General features: G+C 67.7%; 14 protein-coding genes. 11 read left to right on the forward strand and 3 right to left on the reverse strand.

Annotated elements, in window-relative coordinates; translation table 11 throughout:
* The first annotated feature begins 40 nt into the window (after positions 1-40).
* Positions 41-616, forward strand: coding sequence for a hypoxanthine-guanine phosphoribosyltransferase (locus FPL11_RS03375; protein ID WP_144347313.1), 576 nt, complete (start codon positions 41-43; stop codon positions 614-616).
* Here FPL11_RS03375 and FPL11_RS03380 read toward each other — a convergent pair.
* Positions 613-1212, reverse strand: coding sequence for a CsiV family protein (locus FPL11_RS03380; RefSeq protein WP_144347314.1), 600 nt, complete (start codon positions 1210-1212; stop codon positions 613-615). The two genes, FPL11_RS03375 and FPL11_RS03380, sit on opposite strands and share 4 nt — an antisense overlap.
* The gene (mfd, locus tag FPL11_RS03385; RefSeq protein ID WP_144347316.1) at positions 1209-4679 is read right to left on the reverse strand and encodes a transcription-repair coupling factor; all 3471 of its coding nucleotides are present in this window, start codon (positions 4677-4679) and stop codon (positions 1209-1211) included. The genes FPL11_RS03380 and mfd overlap by 4 nt, the downstream gene beginning before the upstream one ends.
* Positions 4680-4778: 99 nt before the next feature.
* Between mfd and sfsA the strand changes: the two genes are divergently transcribed.
* From sfsA to FPL11_RS03435, 10 genes are read left to right on the forward strand one after another with little or no spacing between them, the layout of a single operon-like run.
* Positions 4779-5480: a DNA/RNA nuclease SfsA gene (gene sfsA / locus FPL11_RS03390; RefSeq protein WP_144347318.1), complete on the forward strand. Its 702-nt coding sequence runs from the start codon at positions 4779-4781 to the stop codon at positions 5478-5480.
* Positions 5477-6724: a lipoprotein-releasing ABC transporter permease subunit gene (locus FPL11_RS03395; RefSeq protein ID WP_144347320.1), complete on the forward strand. Its 1248-nt coding sequence runs from the start codon at positions 5477-5479 to the stop codon at positions 6722-6724. The genes sfsA and FPL11_RS03395 overlap by 4 nt, the downstream gene beginning before the upstream one ends.
* Positions 6717-7403: a lipoprotein-releasing ABC transporter ATP-binding protein LolD gene (gene lolD, locus FPL11_RS03400; protein ID WP_110882842.1), complete on the forward strand. Its 687-nt coding sequence runs from the start codon at positions 6717-6719 to the stop codon at positions 7401-7403. Before FPL11_RS03395 ends, lolD begins: the two co-directional genes overlap by 8 nt.
* A 46-nt stretch (positions 7404-7449) precedes the next feature.
* Positions 7450-9810, forward strand: coding sequence for a DNA internalization-related competence protein ComEC/Rec2 (locus FPL11_RS03405; protein WP_144347322.1), 2361 nt, complete (start codon positions 7450-7452; stop codon positions 9808-9810).
* Positions 9798-10421: a MotA/TolQ/ExbB proton channel family protein gene (locus FPL11_RS03410; protein WP_110882844.1), complete on the forward strand. Its 624-nt coding sequence runs from the start codon at positions 9798-9800 to the stop codon at positions 10419-10421. The genes FPL11_RS03405 and FPL11_RS03410 overlap by 13 nt, the downstream gene beginning before the upstream one ends.
* Positions 10418-10840, forward strand: coding sequence for an ExbD/TolR family protein (locus FPL11_RS03415; protein ID WP_144347324.1), 423 nt, complete (start codon positions 10418-10420; stop codon positions 10838-10840). Before FPL11_RS03410 ends, FPL11_RS03415 begins: the two co-directional genes overlap by 4 nt.
* Complete coding sequence (gene msbA, locus FPL11_RS03420) at positions 10837-12621, forward strand: lipid A export permease/ATP-binding protein MsbA (RefSeq protein WP_144347326.1); 1785 nt, start codon at positions 10837-10839, stop codon at positions 12619-12621. Before FPL11_RS03415 ends, msbA begins: the two co-directional genes overlap by 4 nt.
* Positions 12614-13606: a tetraacyldisaccharide 4'-kinase gene (lpxK, locus tag FPL11_RS03425; RefSeq protein WP_144347328.1), complete on the forward strand. Its 993-nt coding sequence runs from the start codon at positions 12614-12616 to the stop codon at positions 13604-13606. The genes msbA and lpxK overlap by 8 nt, the downstream gene beginning before the upstream one ends.
* On the forward strand, positions 13603-14370 hold the full coding sequence (gene kdsB / locus FPL11_RS03430) for a 3-deoxy-manno-octulosonate cytidylyltransferase (RefSeq protein ID WP_144347330.1): 768 nt from the start codon (positions 13603-13605) through the stop codon (positions 14368-14370). Before lpxK ends, kdsB begins: the two co-directional genes overlap by 4 nt.
* Positions 14367-14846, forward strand: a complete 480-nt coding sequence (locus FPL11_RS03435) for a low molecular weight protein-tyrosine-phosphatase (RefSeq protein ID WP_144347332.1) — start codon at positions 14367-14369, stop codon at positions 14844-14846. Before kdsB ends, FPL11_RS03435 begins: the two co-directional genes overlap by 4 nt.
* Here the strand turns inward: FPL11_RS03435 and rne are convergent.
* Positions 14843-17458, reverse strand: a complete 2616-nt coding sequence (rne, locus tag FPL11_RS03440) for a ribonuclease E (protein WP_186295089.1) — start codon at positions 17456-17458, stop codon at positions 14843-14845. The two genes, FPL11_RS03435 and rne, sit on opposite strands and share 4 nt — an antisense overlap.
* Positions 17459-17791 lie beyond the last annotated feature (333 nt).

The raw sequence follows: 17791 nt of genomic DNA on the forward strand, positions 1-17791 counted from the left end.
CCGCTATACTGGCGGGTTATCAATCACTGGAGCGATGACGATGACGCAGGGCGTGGAACTGACAGCGGAACAGTTGGCCGGGGTGCTCGAGCGGGCGGAATGCCTGCATGATGCCGCCGCCATCGAGACGGCACTGAACCATCTGGGTGAGCGGATCAGTGCCGATCTGGCCGACGCCCGGCCGCTGGTGCTGGGCGTGATGACGGGCGCTATCGTGCCCATGGGGCGTCTGCTCAACCGCCTCGACTTCCCGCTGGAGATCGACTATATCCACGCGACGCGCTATCACAAGACCACCACCGGGCGGGAACTGGTCTGGCTCGCGCGGCCGCAGACGCCATTGCGCGATCGGCACGTCCTGCTGGTGGACGACATCCTCGACGAAGGCCACACCTTCCGCGGCCTGATCGACGAATGCCGCGAGCATGGCGCGGCATCGGTTCACACGGCCGTTCTCGCCGACAAACCGAACGCCGCCCGGGTGCCGGGACTGGCCGCGGATTATGTCGGACTCACCGTGCCCGAGCGCTACGTGTTCGGCTCGGGAATGGACTACAAGGGTTATCTGCGCAACGTCGACGCAATCTATGCCGCCCATCCCGAGGATGAGGATTAATCCGCTTCGATGCGCTCGACGCGGACGATCACCCCAAGCGCCGGATGATCGAAGTAGTGCGGGTTGTCGCCGCGCAGGCGCTGACTCTGGCTGAGTGTCCAGTGCGTCTCGGGGTCGGGCGTCTGACGCAGTTCAACCCGGGCATGGAGAAAGCGCTCGCGATAGACCTGGATGATGCCATCGAATCCGGGCATTGAATCAATCCGCGGAAGGGCCACCCATTGGGCCGAATCCTCGCCGACTCCGGGCTGATCCCAGCCGCCATGCCAGAGGACCTTGTAGCCCGGCGTCCCATCAATGCGCCGCGCGGCGGCGCCGAGGGTCTCATCCGCGACGGGCAGGCGTGGATACCCCAGCTGCCCGACATCGGGATCGCGCAGCGGCCACGCCATTGCCGGGGGCAGGGGCGTCGGGTCACTGGCGGGCGCCTCGACCCGCTCCCCGTCCACCGGCGGCTGACTGAATACGACGACCTCCACCGCGTAGCGTGGCGGCTCGTCAGCGGCCTCCGCCGGGGCCTGTGACTGCGCCAGCACGGTGGGACCGGGCAGCGCCAGGGCGGCTGCCAGGGTCAGTGCACGCAGTGATCGATTCATGCCGCTTCCTTCATGGCCATGGCCTCCAGCAGCCAGTCCACCAGCTCGATCCGTGCCGCGGCGGTTTCGGTTTCGCGCTTGAAGCGTAGCCGCTCCTGGCCCTCCAGCCGGTAGATGGCGGGCTGCTCCTGGACCAACCGCACCAGGGCGCCGGCATCCACCTGCGGCGCATCGCCGAACTGCACCACACCGCCGCCGGGGCCCACTTCAAAGCGGGTGATGCCCATCGCCTGTACCTGCTGGCGGATTCGGGCGATCTCCATCAGGTTGCGCGCGGGTTCGGGCAGCAGCCCGAAACGATCGATCATTTCCACCTGCAGTTCGCGCAGCGCCTCGCCGGTCTCGGCATTGGCAATGCGTTTGTACATCACCAGCCGGGTATGCACATCCGGGAGGTAGTCCTCGGGGAGCAGGGCGGGGATATGCAGCTCCACATCGGCACTCTGCTCTAGGGGGGCTTCCAGGGCCGGTTCTTTGCCGGCCTTGAGGGACTTCACGGCGCGGTCGAGCAGATCACTGTAGAGGTTGAAGCCCACCTCGTGGATCTGTCCGCTCTGGCCTTCGCCGAGCAGTTCACCGGCGCCGCGGATTTCCAGATCATGGCTGGCGAGGGCAAAGCCGATGCCCAGGTCTTCGAGCGACGCGATCGCGTCGAGGCGCTTCACCGCATCGGCGGTCTGGCTACGCCGCGGGGGCGCGATCAGATAGGCGTAGGCCCGATGGTGGGATCGACCCACCCGGCCACGCAGCTGATGCAGCTGAGCCAGACCCAGACGATCGGCGCGATTGATGATGATGGTGTTGGCGGTGGGTACATCGATGCCGCTTTCGATGATTGTGCTGCACACCAGGATATTGAAGCGCTGGTGGTAGAAGTCGAGCATCACCCGCTCGAGGTCACGCTCGGGCATCTGTCCGTGGGCGATCGCGACGCGCGCTTCGGGCAGGAGCTCGCCGAGGGTCTCGGCAGCCCGTTGAATGCTCTCGACATCGTTGTGCAGGAAGTACACCTGCCCCCCACGATGCAGCTCGCGCAGGCAGGCCTCCCGGATCGTGGTGTCATCCCATTCGTTGACGAAGGTCTTGACCGCCAGCCGCCGCGCCGGCGGTGTCGCGATGATCGACAGGTCCCGCAGCCCCGCCAGCGACATGTTCAGAGTGCGGGGAATGGGCGTGGCGGTGAGGGTGAGGACGTCCACGTTGGCGCGCAGCCGCTTGAGTGCCTCCTTCTGACGCACCCCGAAGCGATGTTCCTCGTCAATGATCATCAGCCCCAGGCGCTTGAAGCGCACGGACTGCTGGAGCAGTTTATGGGTACCAATGACCACATCGACCCGACCCTCGTTGAGCGCTTCAAGGGTCTTCGCCTGCGCCTTGGCGGACTGAAACCGCGAGAGCTGCTCGATGCGGACCGGCCAGTCCGCGAATCGATCGATGAAGTTCTGATAATGCTGCTGGCAGAGCAGCGTCGTGGGCACCAGCACGGCCACCTGGCGGCCTGACTGGATGCCCGCGAACGCCGCGCGCATGGCGACTTCAGTCTTGCCAAAGCCCACATCACCACAGACCACGCGGTCCATCGGCCGGGACTGCTGGAGATCCTGCAGGACAGCATGAATCGCGGTCTGCTGATCGGGGGTCTCTTCAAAGGGAAACTGCGCGGCGAACTGCGCGTAATCGTCCGCTGGCACGACATGCGGCTCGCCCTGCTGCGCCTCACGCCGGGCATAGATGTCGAGCAGTTCGGCAGCCACATCACGGGCCTTCTGGGCGGCGCGCCGGCGGGCCTTCTCCCACTGCCCGCTGCCGAGTCGGTGGACGGGCGCCGCCTCGTCATCCGCGCCGGTGTAGCGGCTGATCAGATGCAGCGACGCCACCGGGACATAGAGCTTGTCGCCCCCCGAGTACTCAAGGGTGAGGAATTCGGTCTGCACGCCATCCACCGCCAGTGTCTGGAGCCCTTGGTAGCGGCCAATGCCATGCTGTTCGTGGACTACCGGTGCGCCGATCGACAGATCGGTGAGGTCGCGGATGATGGCGTCGGGGTCGCGGTCCGGGGAATGCTTGCGCCGTCGGCGCTGTTCCGCACGCTCACCGAGCAGGGCGGTTTCGGGGACGACGGCGAGGCCCGCATCGGGCAGGCTGAAGCCCTCGTCCAGCGGCGCGACGGTCAACGCCAGGGCGGGCTGCTCGGCGACAAAGGCGGACCAGTCACCGACTTCCCGGGGCTGCAGCCCGGCGGCCTGAAGACGCTCGCGAAAGGCCTCGCGCCGGCCGGCGGTCTCGGCGGTCAGGAGCACGCCACCCTCGAACCGCTCGATGAACGCCCGCAGTGCGGCCATCCCGCTGTCATCCCCGGGCGTGCTGCGCAGATCCGGCAACGCCCGGGCGGGCAGCGCACGATCGCGGCCATGCGTGGCCGTCCGCCCGGTCTCCACCGGCAGCGCCACCTGCGCGCGGTGATTCAGCCCCTCGCGCACGGCATCCGGGGACAGATAGAGCTCGTCCGGGGTGAGCAGCGGGCGCTCGCGATCATGCCGGCGCTGCTCGTAGCGCTCGCCAATCTGCGACCATTCCGACTCGAGCTGGTCATCCACCGAGCCCACGCGCATGGCCAGCGTGCCGGCCGGCAGGTAGTCAAACAGCGTCGCCGTCGACTCGAAGAAAAGCGGCAGGTAGGCCTCAATGCCGTTGGGGATGTGACCGTCACTGACCGACTGGTAGATGGGACTCGCTGTCGGGTCGCCCTCGAAGCGGGCTCGATATTCGCGCCGGAAGTGCCGGATACCCGCCTCATCGGTGGGGAATTCATGGGCGGGCAGCAGCTCGACATTTTCGAGCCGGTCGATGCTGCGCTGCGTCTCCGGATCGAAGCGGCGGATTGTGTCGATTTCGTCATCGAACAGATCGACGCGATAGGGGGCTTCGGCCCCCATCGGATAGAGGTCGAGAATCGCCCCGCGAACGGCGAACTCACCATGCTCGAGCACCTCGGAGACACAGCGATAGCCACTTGCCTGCAGCGATGTGCGCATCGCCTCGAGGTTGAGGGACTGGCCGGTGGCGAGCCGGATCACGGTCGCCTCGAGGAAGGTCGGCGGCGCGATGCGCTGCATGAGCGTCGCCGCCGGCACGATCACCACACCCTGGGTTTTGCGGGGCAGACGGTGCAGGGCCCGCAGGCGCTCGGAGGTAATGTCCTGATGGGGCGAGAAGATGTCGTAGGGGAGGACTTCCCAGTCGGGCATCAGCTCAATGTCATCGACACCGAAAAACCGCAGTCCGCGGCGCAGTTCCTCGGCCTCGACCATGCCGGGCGTGATCAGCAGCAAGGCGCTGTCATGCCGCTGGGCGGTCTCGGCGATGGCGAGTGCCCGCGCATCACCGGCCAGACCCAGCCAGTCCTGGCGGTCGCCGGCGCGCACGGGTCGGTCGTTGTGGATGAGCAGCGGATCGGTTAGGGCCATGAATATGCGGGTCACTGACGGTCGAATGCGAAGTCTACCCAATGCGGCGATCGCGGGAAACGGGATGATCGCCGGGCAGGCAGGGGTTAGACTGCCAACATGGAGTATCAAGCGCCGCTTATCGCCGGCACCCTGCAGCGTCGCTACAAGCGCTTCCTGGCGGATATCAGCCTCGACAGCGGCGAGTCGATCACCGCCCATTGTCCGAACACGGGGTCGATGCTCGGCTGCGCCGAGCCCGGCATGCGGGTGTGGGTGTCGCATACCGATCGGCGTGGCCGTAAGTACGCGCACACCTGGGAGCAGGTGGAACTGGGCGGGGGACTGCGGGTTGGCATCCACACCGGACGGACCAATCGCCTGGTGGCCGAGGCGCTGCTCGACCCGGCACTGATCCCGGAGGTGGCCGATGGCGGATCCCTGCGGGCCGAGGTGAATGTGCCGGACGAGCCCATGCGCGCCGATTTCCAGCTCGAGGGCGACGGCCGGTTCATTGAAGTGAAGAACGTCACCGCCGCCGTTGAGGCCGGCGTGGCGGTGTTCCCGGATGCACCCAGCAGCCGGGGCGTGCGCCATCTCGAAGTGCTGCAACGTCTGGCTGAACGCGGCACCGGCGGCATGCTGGTGTTCTGCGCGCAGCGCAGCGATGTCAGCGAGATCCGTCCCGCCGATGCCATTGATCCGGCCTACGGCCGCGCCCTGCGATCCGCACAGCACGCCGGTGTCGCGGTCATCGGTGTCGGCGCGAGTCCCGATGCCACGGGCATTCGCGTCAACCGGCGTATTCCGGTGGTGACATGATCTGGCCGCTGCCGCTGTTCATCGGCGTTCGCTACACCCGTGCCCGGCGGCGTAACGGCTTCGTCTCGTTCATTTCGGCCAGCTCCATGCTGGGTATTGCCGTTGGGGTGATGGCCCTGATCACGGTGCTATCGGTCATGAACGGCTTCGAAAAAGAGCTGCGCGAGCGCATCCTTGGCATGGTGTCGCATGCCACCGTGCAGGGCGGCGCCGATGGTCTCGAGGACTGGCAGTCGCTGCTGCCCACGCTGGACGAGCGCCCGGCGGTGATCGGTGCGGCGCCGTTCGTCAACGGCGAGGTCATGCTCACCCGGGGCTCGGCGGTGACCGGTGCGCTGGTGCGCGGTATCGACCCCGAGCGCGAGCCGGCCGTCTCGCGGATCGCCAACAACCTGGTCAGCGGCCAGCTGAGTGATCTCACCGACGGGGCGTATCAGATCATCCTGGGCAGTCGGCTGGCGGATGAGCTGGGCGTTGGGCGCGGCGATGCCGTCAACCTGATCACCCCCGAGGTGCGGGTGTCCGCGGCGGGGATCCTGCCGCGACTGCGGCGTTTTGAGGTCGCGGGGACCTTTGAGGTGGACATGGCGCAGTACGACAGCTCGCTGGCGCTGATCCATCTGGCCGATGCGCAGCGACTCCAGCGTCTCGGCGACGCGGTCACCGGGATCCGGCTCGAGTTCGACGATCTCATGACCGCGCCCAAGCGCGTGCGCACGATCGCCGGGGAGCTGCCGGGGCGCTATCGGGTCAGCGACTGGACCATGCAGCATCGCAATTTCTTCCGCGCCGTGGCGATGGAGAAAACCGTCATGTTCATCATCCTGATGCTGATCGTCGGGGTGGCCGCATTCAATATCGTCTCGACACTGGTCATGGCGGTCCAGGACAAGCGCTCGGACATCGCGATCCTGCGCACCCTGGGCGCGCGGCCGGCGACGGTGATGGGCATTTTCATCATCCAGGGCAGCCTGCTGGGCATTGTCGGCACGCTGATCGGCACCGGCGCGGGCGTCGCCCTGGCGCTGAATGTCGAGACGATCGTCCCCGCCATCGAGCAGCTCTTCAACGTCCAGTTCCTGTCCGGCGATATCTATCTGATCAGTGATCTGCCATCGGATCTGCGCGCCGGCGATGTCTGGCGGATCAGCCTCTCGGCGATCGGGCTGAGCCTGCTTGCCACGTTGTACCCGGCCTGGCGTGCCGCGCGCACCGCGCCGGCGGAGGCGCTGCGGCATGAGTGAGCGCGAAGCGGTGCTGGAATGCCGCGCGGTCGGCAAGGGATTCCACGAAGGGGGCCTGGATGTCGAGGTATTGCGGGGCCTCGACTTCCGCGTCGCCGCCGGCGAACAGATCGCCATCCTGGGGCGTTCGGGATCGGGCAAGAGCACACTGCTGCAGCTGCTTGGTGGGCTCGAGGACCCGGATGCCGGCGAGGTACGCATCGGCGGGCAGCCCGTGCACCGGCTGCGGGCCGCGGCGCGCGGGCGGCTGCGCAATCGGATGCTGGGCTTTGTCTATCAGTTTCATCACCTGCTCGGTGAGTTCACGGCACTCGAGAACGTGGCCATGCCGCTGCTCATCCGTGGCAGCGCGCTGGGTGAAGCGCGTGATTCGGCGGCGGCCATGCTCGAGTCAGTCGGCCTTGGTCATCGTCTGGGTCATAAACCGGGCGAACTCTCCGGGGGCGAGCGTCAGCGGGTCGCCATCGCCCGGGCGCTGGTGACCCGACCGGCCTGTCTGCTTGCCGACGAGCCCACCGGCAACCTCGACAATCAGACCGCCGAGTCGGTCCTGGCGCTGTTCCAGTCCCTCAACCGCGCCCATGGCACCAGCGTCGTGCTGGTCACTCACGATCAGGACGTGGCGGCACGGATGGATCGGCGGATGAACCTCGCCGACGGTCGGCTCCAGCAGGTCTGAGCGGCGCTGATAATCTGGCGTCTGACCCTCATCGGGAGACAGGCGCATGCCGCGCAGCGTGGGCGATGGGCTGGGAGCGCTGCTCGCGGGATTGATTCTGGCCGTGATGCTGCCGGTGGGTATGGCCCCCGCGCTGGCGATAGCGATCGTCCTGCTGCCCTGTCTGGCTTTACCGGGTCGGGGCCAGCTGCCCGGCTGGCTGGCGCTTGGCGTACTGGTGGCACTGCTCAGTCAAGCCGCAGCGCTTGAGCGCCGCCCGGCGGTGGATCGCGCCGAGACCGTGAATGCGGTGGGTCGCGTGGTAAGCCTGCCGCGGGCCAGCGACGGGCGCCAGCGTTTTCTCCTGCGGCCTGAATCCGTCGCCGGCGTATCCCGGGGACTGCCGCGGCGCATCCGCATCAGCCTCTACGCCGATGAGCCGGCAATCGGGGCCGGTGAGCGCTGGGAGCTGCCGCTTCGTCTGCGTCGACCCCGCGGGTTCATGAACCCGGTGCGTTTCGATTACGAACAGTGGCTCGCCAGCGAGCATATCGACGGCACCGCCTATGTGACCGAGCCGGATCAGGCGCGGCGCCTCGCTCCCGGGCGCGGACTGGTGGCCTGGCGGGCCTGGATGGCCGCGCATCTGAGCGAGCTGGCTGCCACCCCCGGGCCCGGCGGGGCGCTGCTGCGTGGGCTTGTCGTGGGCGATCGGCGCGGATTCAGCGAGACCACCTGGGATGTCCTCCAGGCGACGGGGACCAGTCACCTGATGGCCATTTCCGGCCTGCACATCGGCCTGGTGGCGGGCTTTGGCTACTGGCTGGGCCGCTGGCTCTGGGCGTTGGCCCGGCTGCCCGGCGAGCGCCGCCTCACCGCCTCGCTGATCGGGGTGGGCGCGGCCCTCGGTTATGCCGCCATGGCAGGCTTCGCCCTGCCCACCCAGCGCGCCCTGATGATGCTCGCGGTGCTGGCGCTGGCGGCACTGCTCGGCCGCCGCGTCGGCGCGGGACGGCTGCTATTGATCGCCGCCACCGGTGTGGTGCTGATCGATCCGTCGGCGTTGCTGGGCGCGGGCTTCTGGCTGTCGTTCGTGGCGGTCGCGGTGATCATCCTCGTGGTCCGGGGACGACGCACCGGGGCGGTGAGTGGACTGTGGCGCATCCAGCTGGCGCTGCTGATCGGCCTGGCGCCCCTGTCGGGGCTTTTCTTTGGCAGCTGGAGTCCGGCCGGGCTGCTCGTCAACCTGCTGGTACTGCCGCTTTTCTCGCTACTGATCGTCCCGCTCGCACTGCCCGCGGCGGTGATCAGTATTGGATTGCCCGGTCCGGGCGGTGCTGTCCTGCACGGGCTGGCCCGACTGCTGGATGCTCTGGTCGGGGCCGGCGAGTGGCTGCTGGACGCCGGCCTCGGCCCATGGTCCCTCAATCCGGTTGATCCGCTGACCGGGCTCGGCCTGGCCACTGGCCTTGCCCTGTGGATGGTCCCCGCGGGCCGGGCGCTGCGATTGCTGGGGGCCTGCCTGATCGGGGGCTTTTTCCTTGCGGGTCCCGAGCCGCCCGCTCCGGGGGCGGTGACGGTGACCTGGCTGGAGGTGGGGCAGGGCAATGCCGCGGTAATCCACACCCGGCGCCATACCCTGGTGGTGGACACCGGACCCGCCTGGTCCGGGGGCAGCAATGCCGCGGCGTTTTCGCTGATTCCGTATCTCGAACAAAGGGGCATCGAGCGTATCGACCGGCTGATCGTCACGCATGCCGATCGCGACCACCGCGGCGGGGTCCCTGCGCTCAGACAGGCGGTGCGCATCGACCGGGTGGATGCCGGCGAGCCACTGGCCGAGTTCGCTGAGGTGCGGCGCTGCCGGCGCGGGCAGTCCTGGGCGCTCGATGGCGTGCGGTTCGAATACCTCTGGCCGGATGCGCCGGGTGATGCGAGCGGGAATGCCGCCTCCTGCGTGCTGCACATGCGCTCGGCCGGCGGCGATGTCCTGTTCACCGGCGACATCGACCAGGCCATTGAGCGGCGCATTGCGCCGCGCATCGATGCTCCGGTGGTCGCGCTCGAGGCGCCCCACCACGGCAGTCGCACCGGCAGCAGTGCGGCACTGCTCGAGCGGGCGTCGCCGCGGCTCGCGGTCCTTGCCGCCGGCTACCGCAATGCCTACGGCATGCCTCACCCGGCGGTCATCCGCCGCCTGCGCTGTCGCGGCATACCGCTGCATGATACCGGTCGCCACGGCGCATTGACGCTCGAACTGCACCCGCAGCGCGCGCCCCGCTGGCGGGCGGCGCGGGGCCCCGGGCGGCGCCTGCTTCACGACTCGCCCCGGCGGCGTCGCTTTCCGGATGACCCGTCAATCCATTACCATCCACTGCCTTATCCCTTGTTACCGATGGAGTCGCGCCAACCAACGTGTGGGAACTGATGCGTATCGGTGGTTGGGTGATGGTGCCCATCGTGGGCTGCTCCATCCTGGCCATCGCCATTATGCTCGAGCGGGCGTGGATCCTGCGCGAGCCCCGGGTCGCGCCCGCGGATCTGGTCCCCGAGGTCTGGCGGCTGGTGGCCACTGACGCGCTGGGGCCGGTCAATCTGCGTCGACTGCGCGCCGGCTCGCCCCTCGGCCGGGTCATCGCCGCGGGGCTGACGCATGCCGGGCTTTCGCGGGCCGACCGGCTGGAGCGGATCGAAGAAACCGGGCGCGTCGAGGCCCTGCAGCTCGAACGCCACCTCACCACCCTGGGCACCATCGCCGCCGTCACGCCGCTGCTCGGTCTGCTGGGTACCGTGATCGGCATGATCGATGTTTTCGCCGGCATTGACGCCGAAGGACTGAGTGACCACCGGGCGCTTGCCGGCGGTATCGGCGAGGCCCTGATCACCACCGGGGCAGGGTTGACCGTGGCCATCCCCACGGTGGCTGCCCATCGCTATCTGCGTGGCCGCGCCAACCGCCTGATCGTCGCCATCGAGCGGGAAGCCCTCAAACTGGCCGATGTCCTCGACCGCAACCCGATGCCGGCGGGAAAGGCATGAAGCTGCCCACCCGCGAGTCCGAAGCGCCCGAGATCAACCTCACGCCATTGATTGACGTGGTTTTTCTCATGCTGGTGTTTTTCATCATCACCACCACATTCAGCGAGCGCGACGCGCTGGACGTAACGCTCCCCACTGCGGAGACCGCCGAGCCCATGGAGACCGCCCCCGTTGAGATCGTCATCGACGCCGCGGGCGCCATCCAGGTCGACGGGGAGACCGTGGCCGGCGGCGCGGCGGCACTGCGCCGGGTACTGACCGAGGCGCGCCGCGGGCGCCCCGCCGAGGCCCGGCAGGTGCTGATCCGGGCCGATCATCGCGTTCCCCATGGGCAGGTGCTGACCGTGATGGACCAGGCCGGGCGGAACGGTTTCACCGAGGTGGGGATCGCCACCACCGGCACGGATGACGGGTCATGAGTGCGACAGGACCCGGGAGTCAGTCGGCGAGCGGTCTGCAGATTTACCGCCGGCTGATCAGTTATGTGCTCATCCACTGGCGTGTCGCGGCACTGGCCGTTGTCGGCATGCTGATTACCGGCGCCAGCGAGGCGGGTTTTGCGTGGCTGATCAAGCCCATGCTCGACTCCGGCTTTGTCGAGCGTGACCCGGCCACGCTGCGGCTGATTCCGCTGGGGGTGCTGGGCATCTTCCTCGTGCGGGGCATCAGCAGTTTTGCCGCCCAGTACGGCACCGCCTGGGTGAGTCGACGGGTCATCGCGCAGTTGCGCGGCGAGGTGTTCGCCCGGCTGCTGACCCTGCCGCGCCGGTATTTCGATGATGTGTCCTCGGGCATGCTGCTGTCGCGGCTCACCTACAACGTCGAGCAGGTGGCCCAGGCCGGGACCAATGCCATGGTGATCATCATCCGTGACACCGCCACCGTGGTGTTCCTGCTCGCCTATATGGCCTGGCTCAGCGTCTCGTTGACCCTCACGTTCATGCTGCTCGGGCCGGTGGTCATCGGGGTCGTGCTCTACGTCAGCAAGCGCTTCCGGCGCCTCAGCCATACCATCCAGCAATCGGTGGGGAGCATCGCCTATGTGGCCGAGGAGGCCATCGAGGGCAGTGACGAGGTCCGCATGCACGGAGCGCAGGCGGTGGAGCGTGAGCGCTTCGAGGCGGCCAACCGCCGCAACACCGAGCAGTTCATGAAATTCGCCAGCACGCAGGCGTTGAGCACCCCGGTGGTCCAGTTCTGCGCGGCATTGGCGCTGTCCATCGTCGTCTGGCTGGCGACCCTCCAGGGCAGTGTGACCACCGTCAGTGTCGGCACATTCGTGTCCTTCATCACCGCCATGATGCTTTTGCTCCAGCCGCTCAAGCGGCTGACTCGCGTTCATGCCGAGATCCAGCGTGGCATCGCCGCCGGCGAGAGCATTTTCGAGATCATCGATGAACCCCCGGAGCCGGATACCGGCGGCTATGCGCCGGCCCGCGTTGAAGGCAGCCTGTGCTTTGACGATGTGAGCTTTCGTTATGCGAGCGGCGCTGACAGTGTCCTGGACGGCATCAACCTGGATATCCCGGCCGGTGAGACGGTGGCGATCGTCGGCCGATCGGGCAGCGGAAAGACCACGCTGGTCAATCTGCTGCCGCGTTTCTATCAGCCATCGGCCGGCGAGATCCGCCTGGATGGCGTATCCCTGAGCGATTATCGACTGGATGCGCTACGCCGGCAGCTGGCGCTGGTCGGTCAGCAGGTGGTGCTGTTCAACACCAGTGTCGCCGAGAATATCGCCTACGGTCAGGATCCCATGCCGTCGCGCGAATCCATCATGGCGGCGGCCGAGGCGGCCAATGCGCGGACGTTCATCGAAGCACTGCCGGCGGGATTCGATACGCTGATCGGCGCCGACGGCGTACAGCTCTCCGGGGGGCAGCGCCAGCGTCTGGCCATCGCCCGGGCGCTGCTCAAGGATGCCCCGGTGCTGATCCTCGACGAGGCCACCTCGGCGCTCGATTCGGAGTCGGAGCAGCATATCCAGTCGGCGCTGGAGCGCCTCATCCGTGGCCGCACCACGCTGGTCATTGCCCATCGGCTGTCGACCATCGAGCGCGCCGACCGGATCGTCGTGCTCGATGCAGGACGTGTCGTCGAGCAGGGAACCCATCGCGAGCTGATTGCCCGGGGCGGGCACTATGCCGCCCTGCATCGGCTGCAGTTCCGCCGCGAGACACCGCCGGCGGCCGATGACTAGGCAATGGCCGGCGTTCTGGTCGCGGACCGGGGGGCTGGCCACGCTGCTCCTTCCACTGGAGTGGCTGTTCCGTCAGGCGGCGGCCTGGCGGCGCCGGCGGCTGCAGCGCAACCCACCGTTCATCGCTGCGCCGGTGGTGGTGGTGGGCAACCTGATTGTGGGCGGTAGCGGCAAGACGCCGCTGGTGATCTGGCTGGTGGATCGGGCAGCGGCCCGTGGCTGGCGGCCCGGTGTGGTGATGCGCGGCTATGGGGGACACGCCAAGGGCATCGAGCGGGTCGGCCCCGAGACGGATCCCGAGCGGGTCGGGGATGAGGCCGTCCTCATCGCCCGGCGCACGGGTGTGCCGGTGATGGTGGGTCGCGATCGCCCCGCCGCCGCCCGGGCGCTGGTGAGCGGGGAGGGCGTCGATCTGGTCATCAGCGATGACGGCCTGCAGCACTACCGGCTGGTGCGCGATGCCGAAGTGGCGGTGGTGGATGTCCGACGGGGGCAGGGCAATGGGCATTGCCTGCCGGCGGGGCCGTTACGCGAACCGCTCAGCCGGCTGCGCGAGGTGGACTGTGTCATCGGCCGGGGCGGCGCGGCCGGCCCCCACGGGGACCGCTTTGACCTGCTCGCCGATCCGCTGGAGCCGCTGGGCGAGACGGCCGGTGTGGCGCCCGTTGCCGGAGACCGCGTCCATGCGGTCGCGGGGATTGGCGAGCCTGAGCGGTTTTTCGAGAGCCTGCGCGAATCGGGCCTCGAGGTGATCCCCCATGCGTTTGGCGACCACCATCACTACCGGGCCGGGGATCTGCCTGACAGTCGCGGCTATCCCCTTGTGGTCACGCAGAAGGATGCGGTGAAACTGAGTGGCCTCGCGCCGGCCGGTAGCTGGCAGCTGCCGGTGAGCGCCCGGCCCGACGCCGCCAGTGCAGAGCGTCTGGAAGGCCTGCTCGAGATTGCCCGGCACCGGTTTGAGCAACGCAGGAGAACGCCATGAACGCTTTTACGGTCGTCATTCCGGCGCGCTACTCGTCCACGCGGCTGCCCGGTAAGCCATTGCTGCCGCTGGGCGGGCGGCCGGTCATCGAGCATGTCTGGCAGCGCGCCACGGAAAGCGGTGCGCGCCGCGTGATCATCGCCACTGACCACGCCGATATCGCCGGATGTGCCCGCGCACTGGGCGCGGAGTGCTGCCTGACGGACCCCGGCCATGCCAGCGGCACTGAGCGGATTGCCGAGGTGGTGGCGACCTGCGCACTGGACCCCGCGGAGATCGTGGTCAATCTGCAGGGCGACGAGCCTTTGATGCCGCCCGCGCTGCTGGCACAGGTCGCCCACACCCTGGCAGGCAACCCGGCGGCGTCCATGGCCACACTGGCAACGGCCCTCCACGACAGCGACGAACTGCATGACCCGCATGCGGTCAAGCTCGTGGCGGATCACAGCGGGCGGGCGCTTTACTTCAGCCGGGCGGCCATTCCCTGGGACCGCGAGGGCCAGGGGGACCGGCTGCGCCGAGTGGCGCGCCGGCATCTGGGGATCTATGCCTACCGCGCGGGGTTTCTGCGCGAGTATGCCGCACTGCCGGTCAGTGCCCTGGAGGGCATTGAGCAGCTCGAACAACTGCGGGCGCTCGAGGCGGGCGTCCACATTCAGGTGGCCGACGCCGATGAGCCGCCGGGGCCGGGAATCGATACCGCCGCGGATCTGGCAATGGCCGAGGCCGCGATCGGTTCAACAGCAACAGGAGATCGCCAATGACGCGCCTGCTTTTTGTGTGCATGGGCAATATCTGCCGCTCACCGATCGCCGAGGGGATTGTCCGCGAACGCCTCCGCACGCGGGGACTGGCGGCGCACATCAGCACCGATTCCGCCGGCACCCACGACTATCACGTTGGCAGGGCACCGGACCGGCGCGCCCAGCGGCTGATGGCCGGGGAGGGGATCGACATCAGTGACCTGCGTGCCCGGCAGGTGGACGGATTCGATTTCGAGTTCTTTGACCACATCCTCGCCATGGACGAGGGCAACTACGCCTGGCTGCGGGCTGAGGCGCCCAGCGCCCATCGGGATAAGATCCAGCCAATGCTGAGCCATGCCGCGGCCCCGGGCGTGGACTGGGTGCCCGATCCCTATTATGGCGGCGATTCAGGCTTTCGCCGCGTTCATTCACTGATCGATGACGCGGCGAATGGCCTGATTGACGCGATCGCGGCGCGACCGGCCGACGACTAGTCGCCGGCGTTGTCGCCAGGCGAGGCCGCATCGGCCTCATTGGCGGGAAGCCGCGGACGCCCGGACCAGCGGCGCGGATCGTCCGTGCGCCCGGCGCCACCGGTTTCGGCAGCCGCGCCATTGCTCGGAGCCGATTCAGTTTCCTGCGCGTTGGTCTTGGCCTCGCCCTTGTCGGCCTTCCTGGATCGGGAGGCCGCCTTGGCCTTGGGCGCAGGCTTCTCCCCATCGCCCGGCGCTGCGGAGTCCGCTGTTTCAGTATCAGCACTATTCTCGGCGCCCGAACCTGTATCCTCAGCGCCTCCGCCGTTGCCGCCGTTACGACGCCGGCGGCGGCCGCCGCGGCGTCCCCGGCGGCTACGGGTGCTGCCACTGGCCGCCTCATTGGCGTCGCTGCCTTCCTCGCCATTGCCGTCTTTGCGCGCCTCGGTCTGCTTGGCACCGCCGGTCGCGGTGGATTCTGCCGCCGGCGTCTCATCCTTCGCGGCGGGTTTCGCCGCCGGCTTCGACGCGGGTTTTTTCGCGGCCGGCTTGTCTTCGGCAGCCTTTTTCTTGCGGGTGTTGCGGGCAGGCTCAGAGGCGTCTGACTCAGTGCTTGCCGCACTTGTCTCGGCGCCGCGCGGGGTGGCGTCGTCGTCACTGCCGTTGCCCCCGCTGCGACTGCGTCGCTGACCGCCCCGACGGTTGCCGGAGGATGACTGACCCCCGCCGCCGCTGCGGCGACGTCGGCCATTGCCACTGCGGTTACGCTGCCCCGTGCCCTCGCTGGTTTCGGTCTCGTCCGACTCCGTGCTCCGGGTGCCCGCCTCGCTCCGGTTCGAGTCGGTCATCGGTGAGTGTCGTGTGCCGTCATCATCACCACTGACCAGGCGTTTCAGCCAGCCGATCAGTCCGGGCGCACGCGGTGTGCCGGGCTCGGGCGTGGGGGCAACGGCGGCCGGTGTCGACTCGGCCGCGGGGCTCGCCGCCGGTGGTGCTTCAGCGGCGGGCTGCTGCGGGGTGGGTGCCGGGCGCCCGGCGCTGACCCCGCTGACGACGGGGCGTTCGGCGCGGGGCCGCTCGGCGGTGAGCAGCTCTTCGGCCCGGCTCGGGGCGGTGTCTTCGCTGCTCAGGTCGTAGCTGTTCTCCGCCGGCAGATCCTCGTCGGTGCGCACGCGCTGGAGTTCGTAGTGCGGCGTTTCGAACGCCCGGTTGGGAATGAGGATGACGCCGATCCCGTTGCGGGTCTCGATGGTCTCGAGGATGCCGCGCTTTTCATTGAGCAGGAAGGTCGCCACGTCCACCGGAAGCTGGGCGACCACCTTGCCCGTCTTGTCCTTCATCGCCTCTTCTTCGATGATCCGCAGCACCGACAGGGCGAGGGATTCGACGCTGCGCACGGTGCCCTGGCCGCTGCAGCGACTGCAGACCTCGAGCGCCGCTTCACCCAGCGACGAGCGCAGTCGCTGGCGCGACATTTCCAGCAGGCCAAACCGCGAGATGCGCCCCAGCTGGACGCGGGCGCGGTCCTGCTTGACCGAATCACGGACCCGGTTCTCGACCTCGCGCTGGTTGCGGTTGGGGCCCATGTCGATGAAATCGATGACGATCAGACCGCCGAGATCCCGCAGCCGCAGCTGTCGGGCGATCTCGTCGGCGGCCTCCAGATTGGTCTTGAGCGCTGTTTCCTCGATGTCCGCACCCTTCGTGGCGCGTGCCGAGTTGATGTCGATAGAGATCAGCGCCTCGGTGTGGTCGATGACGATCACGCCCCCGCTGGGCAGGCGCACCTCGCGCTGGAAGGCCGACTCGATCTGGCTTTCGATCTGATAGCGGCTGAACAGCGGCACACGGTCGTCGTAGAACTTGAGCTTCTGCAGGTTATGGGGCATGACCTGCTCGACGAACTCGCGGGCCCGCTCGTAGACATCCCGATCGTCGATGAGGATCTCGCCGATGTCGGCGCGCAGATAGTCGCGCAGGGCACGGATGATGACATTGCTTTCCTGATAGATCAGGAAAGGCGCCGCCCGGGTCTCCGCGGCCTTGCCCACCGCCGACCAGAGGTTACGCAGATAGTCCAGATCCCATTGCAGTTCTTCGGCGCTGCGGCCGACACCGGCGGTGCGCACGATCACCCCCATGCCGTCGGGGACTTCAAGCGCTTTCAAAGCATCCCGGATCTCGTTGCGCTCATTGCCCTCGATGCGCCGGGATACACCGCCCGCGCGGGGATTGTTGGGCATCAGGACCAGGTAGCGGCCGGCGAGGCTGACGAAGGTGGTCAGCGCGGCGCCCTTGGTGCCACGCTCCTCCTTTTCGACCTGCACCACGACTTCAAGGCCTTCGGCGATGACATCGGCGATGGAGACTTTGGCGGGATCAACGTCGCTGTCGCCAGAGAAGTACTCGCGTGCGATCTCCTTGAATGGCAGAAAGCCGTGGCGCTCGGCACCATATTGAACAAAGGCGGCCTCGAGGCTGGGCTCGACCCGGGTGATCCGGCCTTTGTAGATGTTGGCTTTTTTACGCTCCCGTGCAGGGGTCTCGATGTCGAGGTCGTAGAGGGACTGGCCGTCCACCAGCGCAACCCGCAGCTCTTCGGGCTGGGTTGCATTGACGAGCATTCTTTTCATGCGGTCTTAGTCTCCGGCGCCGGTCCGTGGCGTCCGCACACGCGTTACGCTGGCCGGCGCACCGCCAGAAAAATCTGGCGAGCGTCAACGGCAGGCAGCGGATTCGCAGGATCAAGAGACCCATCATGGGGCATCCATTATTGCGGGCGCCCGGGCAGGCGCGTTGTCAGTATTGATTGTTGGTTCCATCGGGCGCCAGTCCACGACTCGCGCCCACTCAGCATTCGTTTCCGGCTGGCGGGGAGCGCACCGATTCGCGCCTCTCTCACCCGTGACAGCTCTTGCACTATAGCAACCGGGCGGCAGGGCGTCCAAAAACCGGCGGGATCTGTG

It is taken from the genome of Spiribacter aquaticus (assembly GCF_007625215.1).
In the GTDB taxonomy this organism is placed as follows: domain Bacteria; phylum Pseudomonadota; class Gammaproteobacteria; order Nitrococcales; family Nitrococcaceae; genus Spiribacter; species Spiribacter roseus.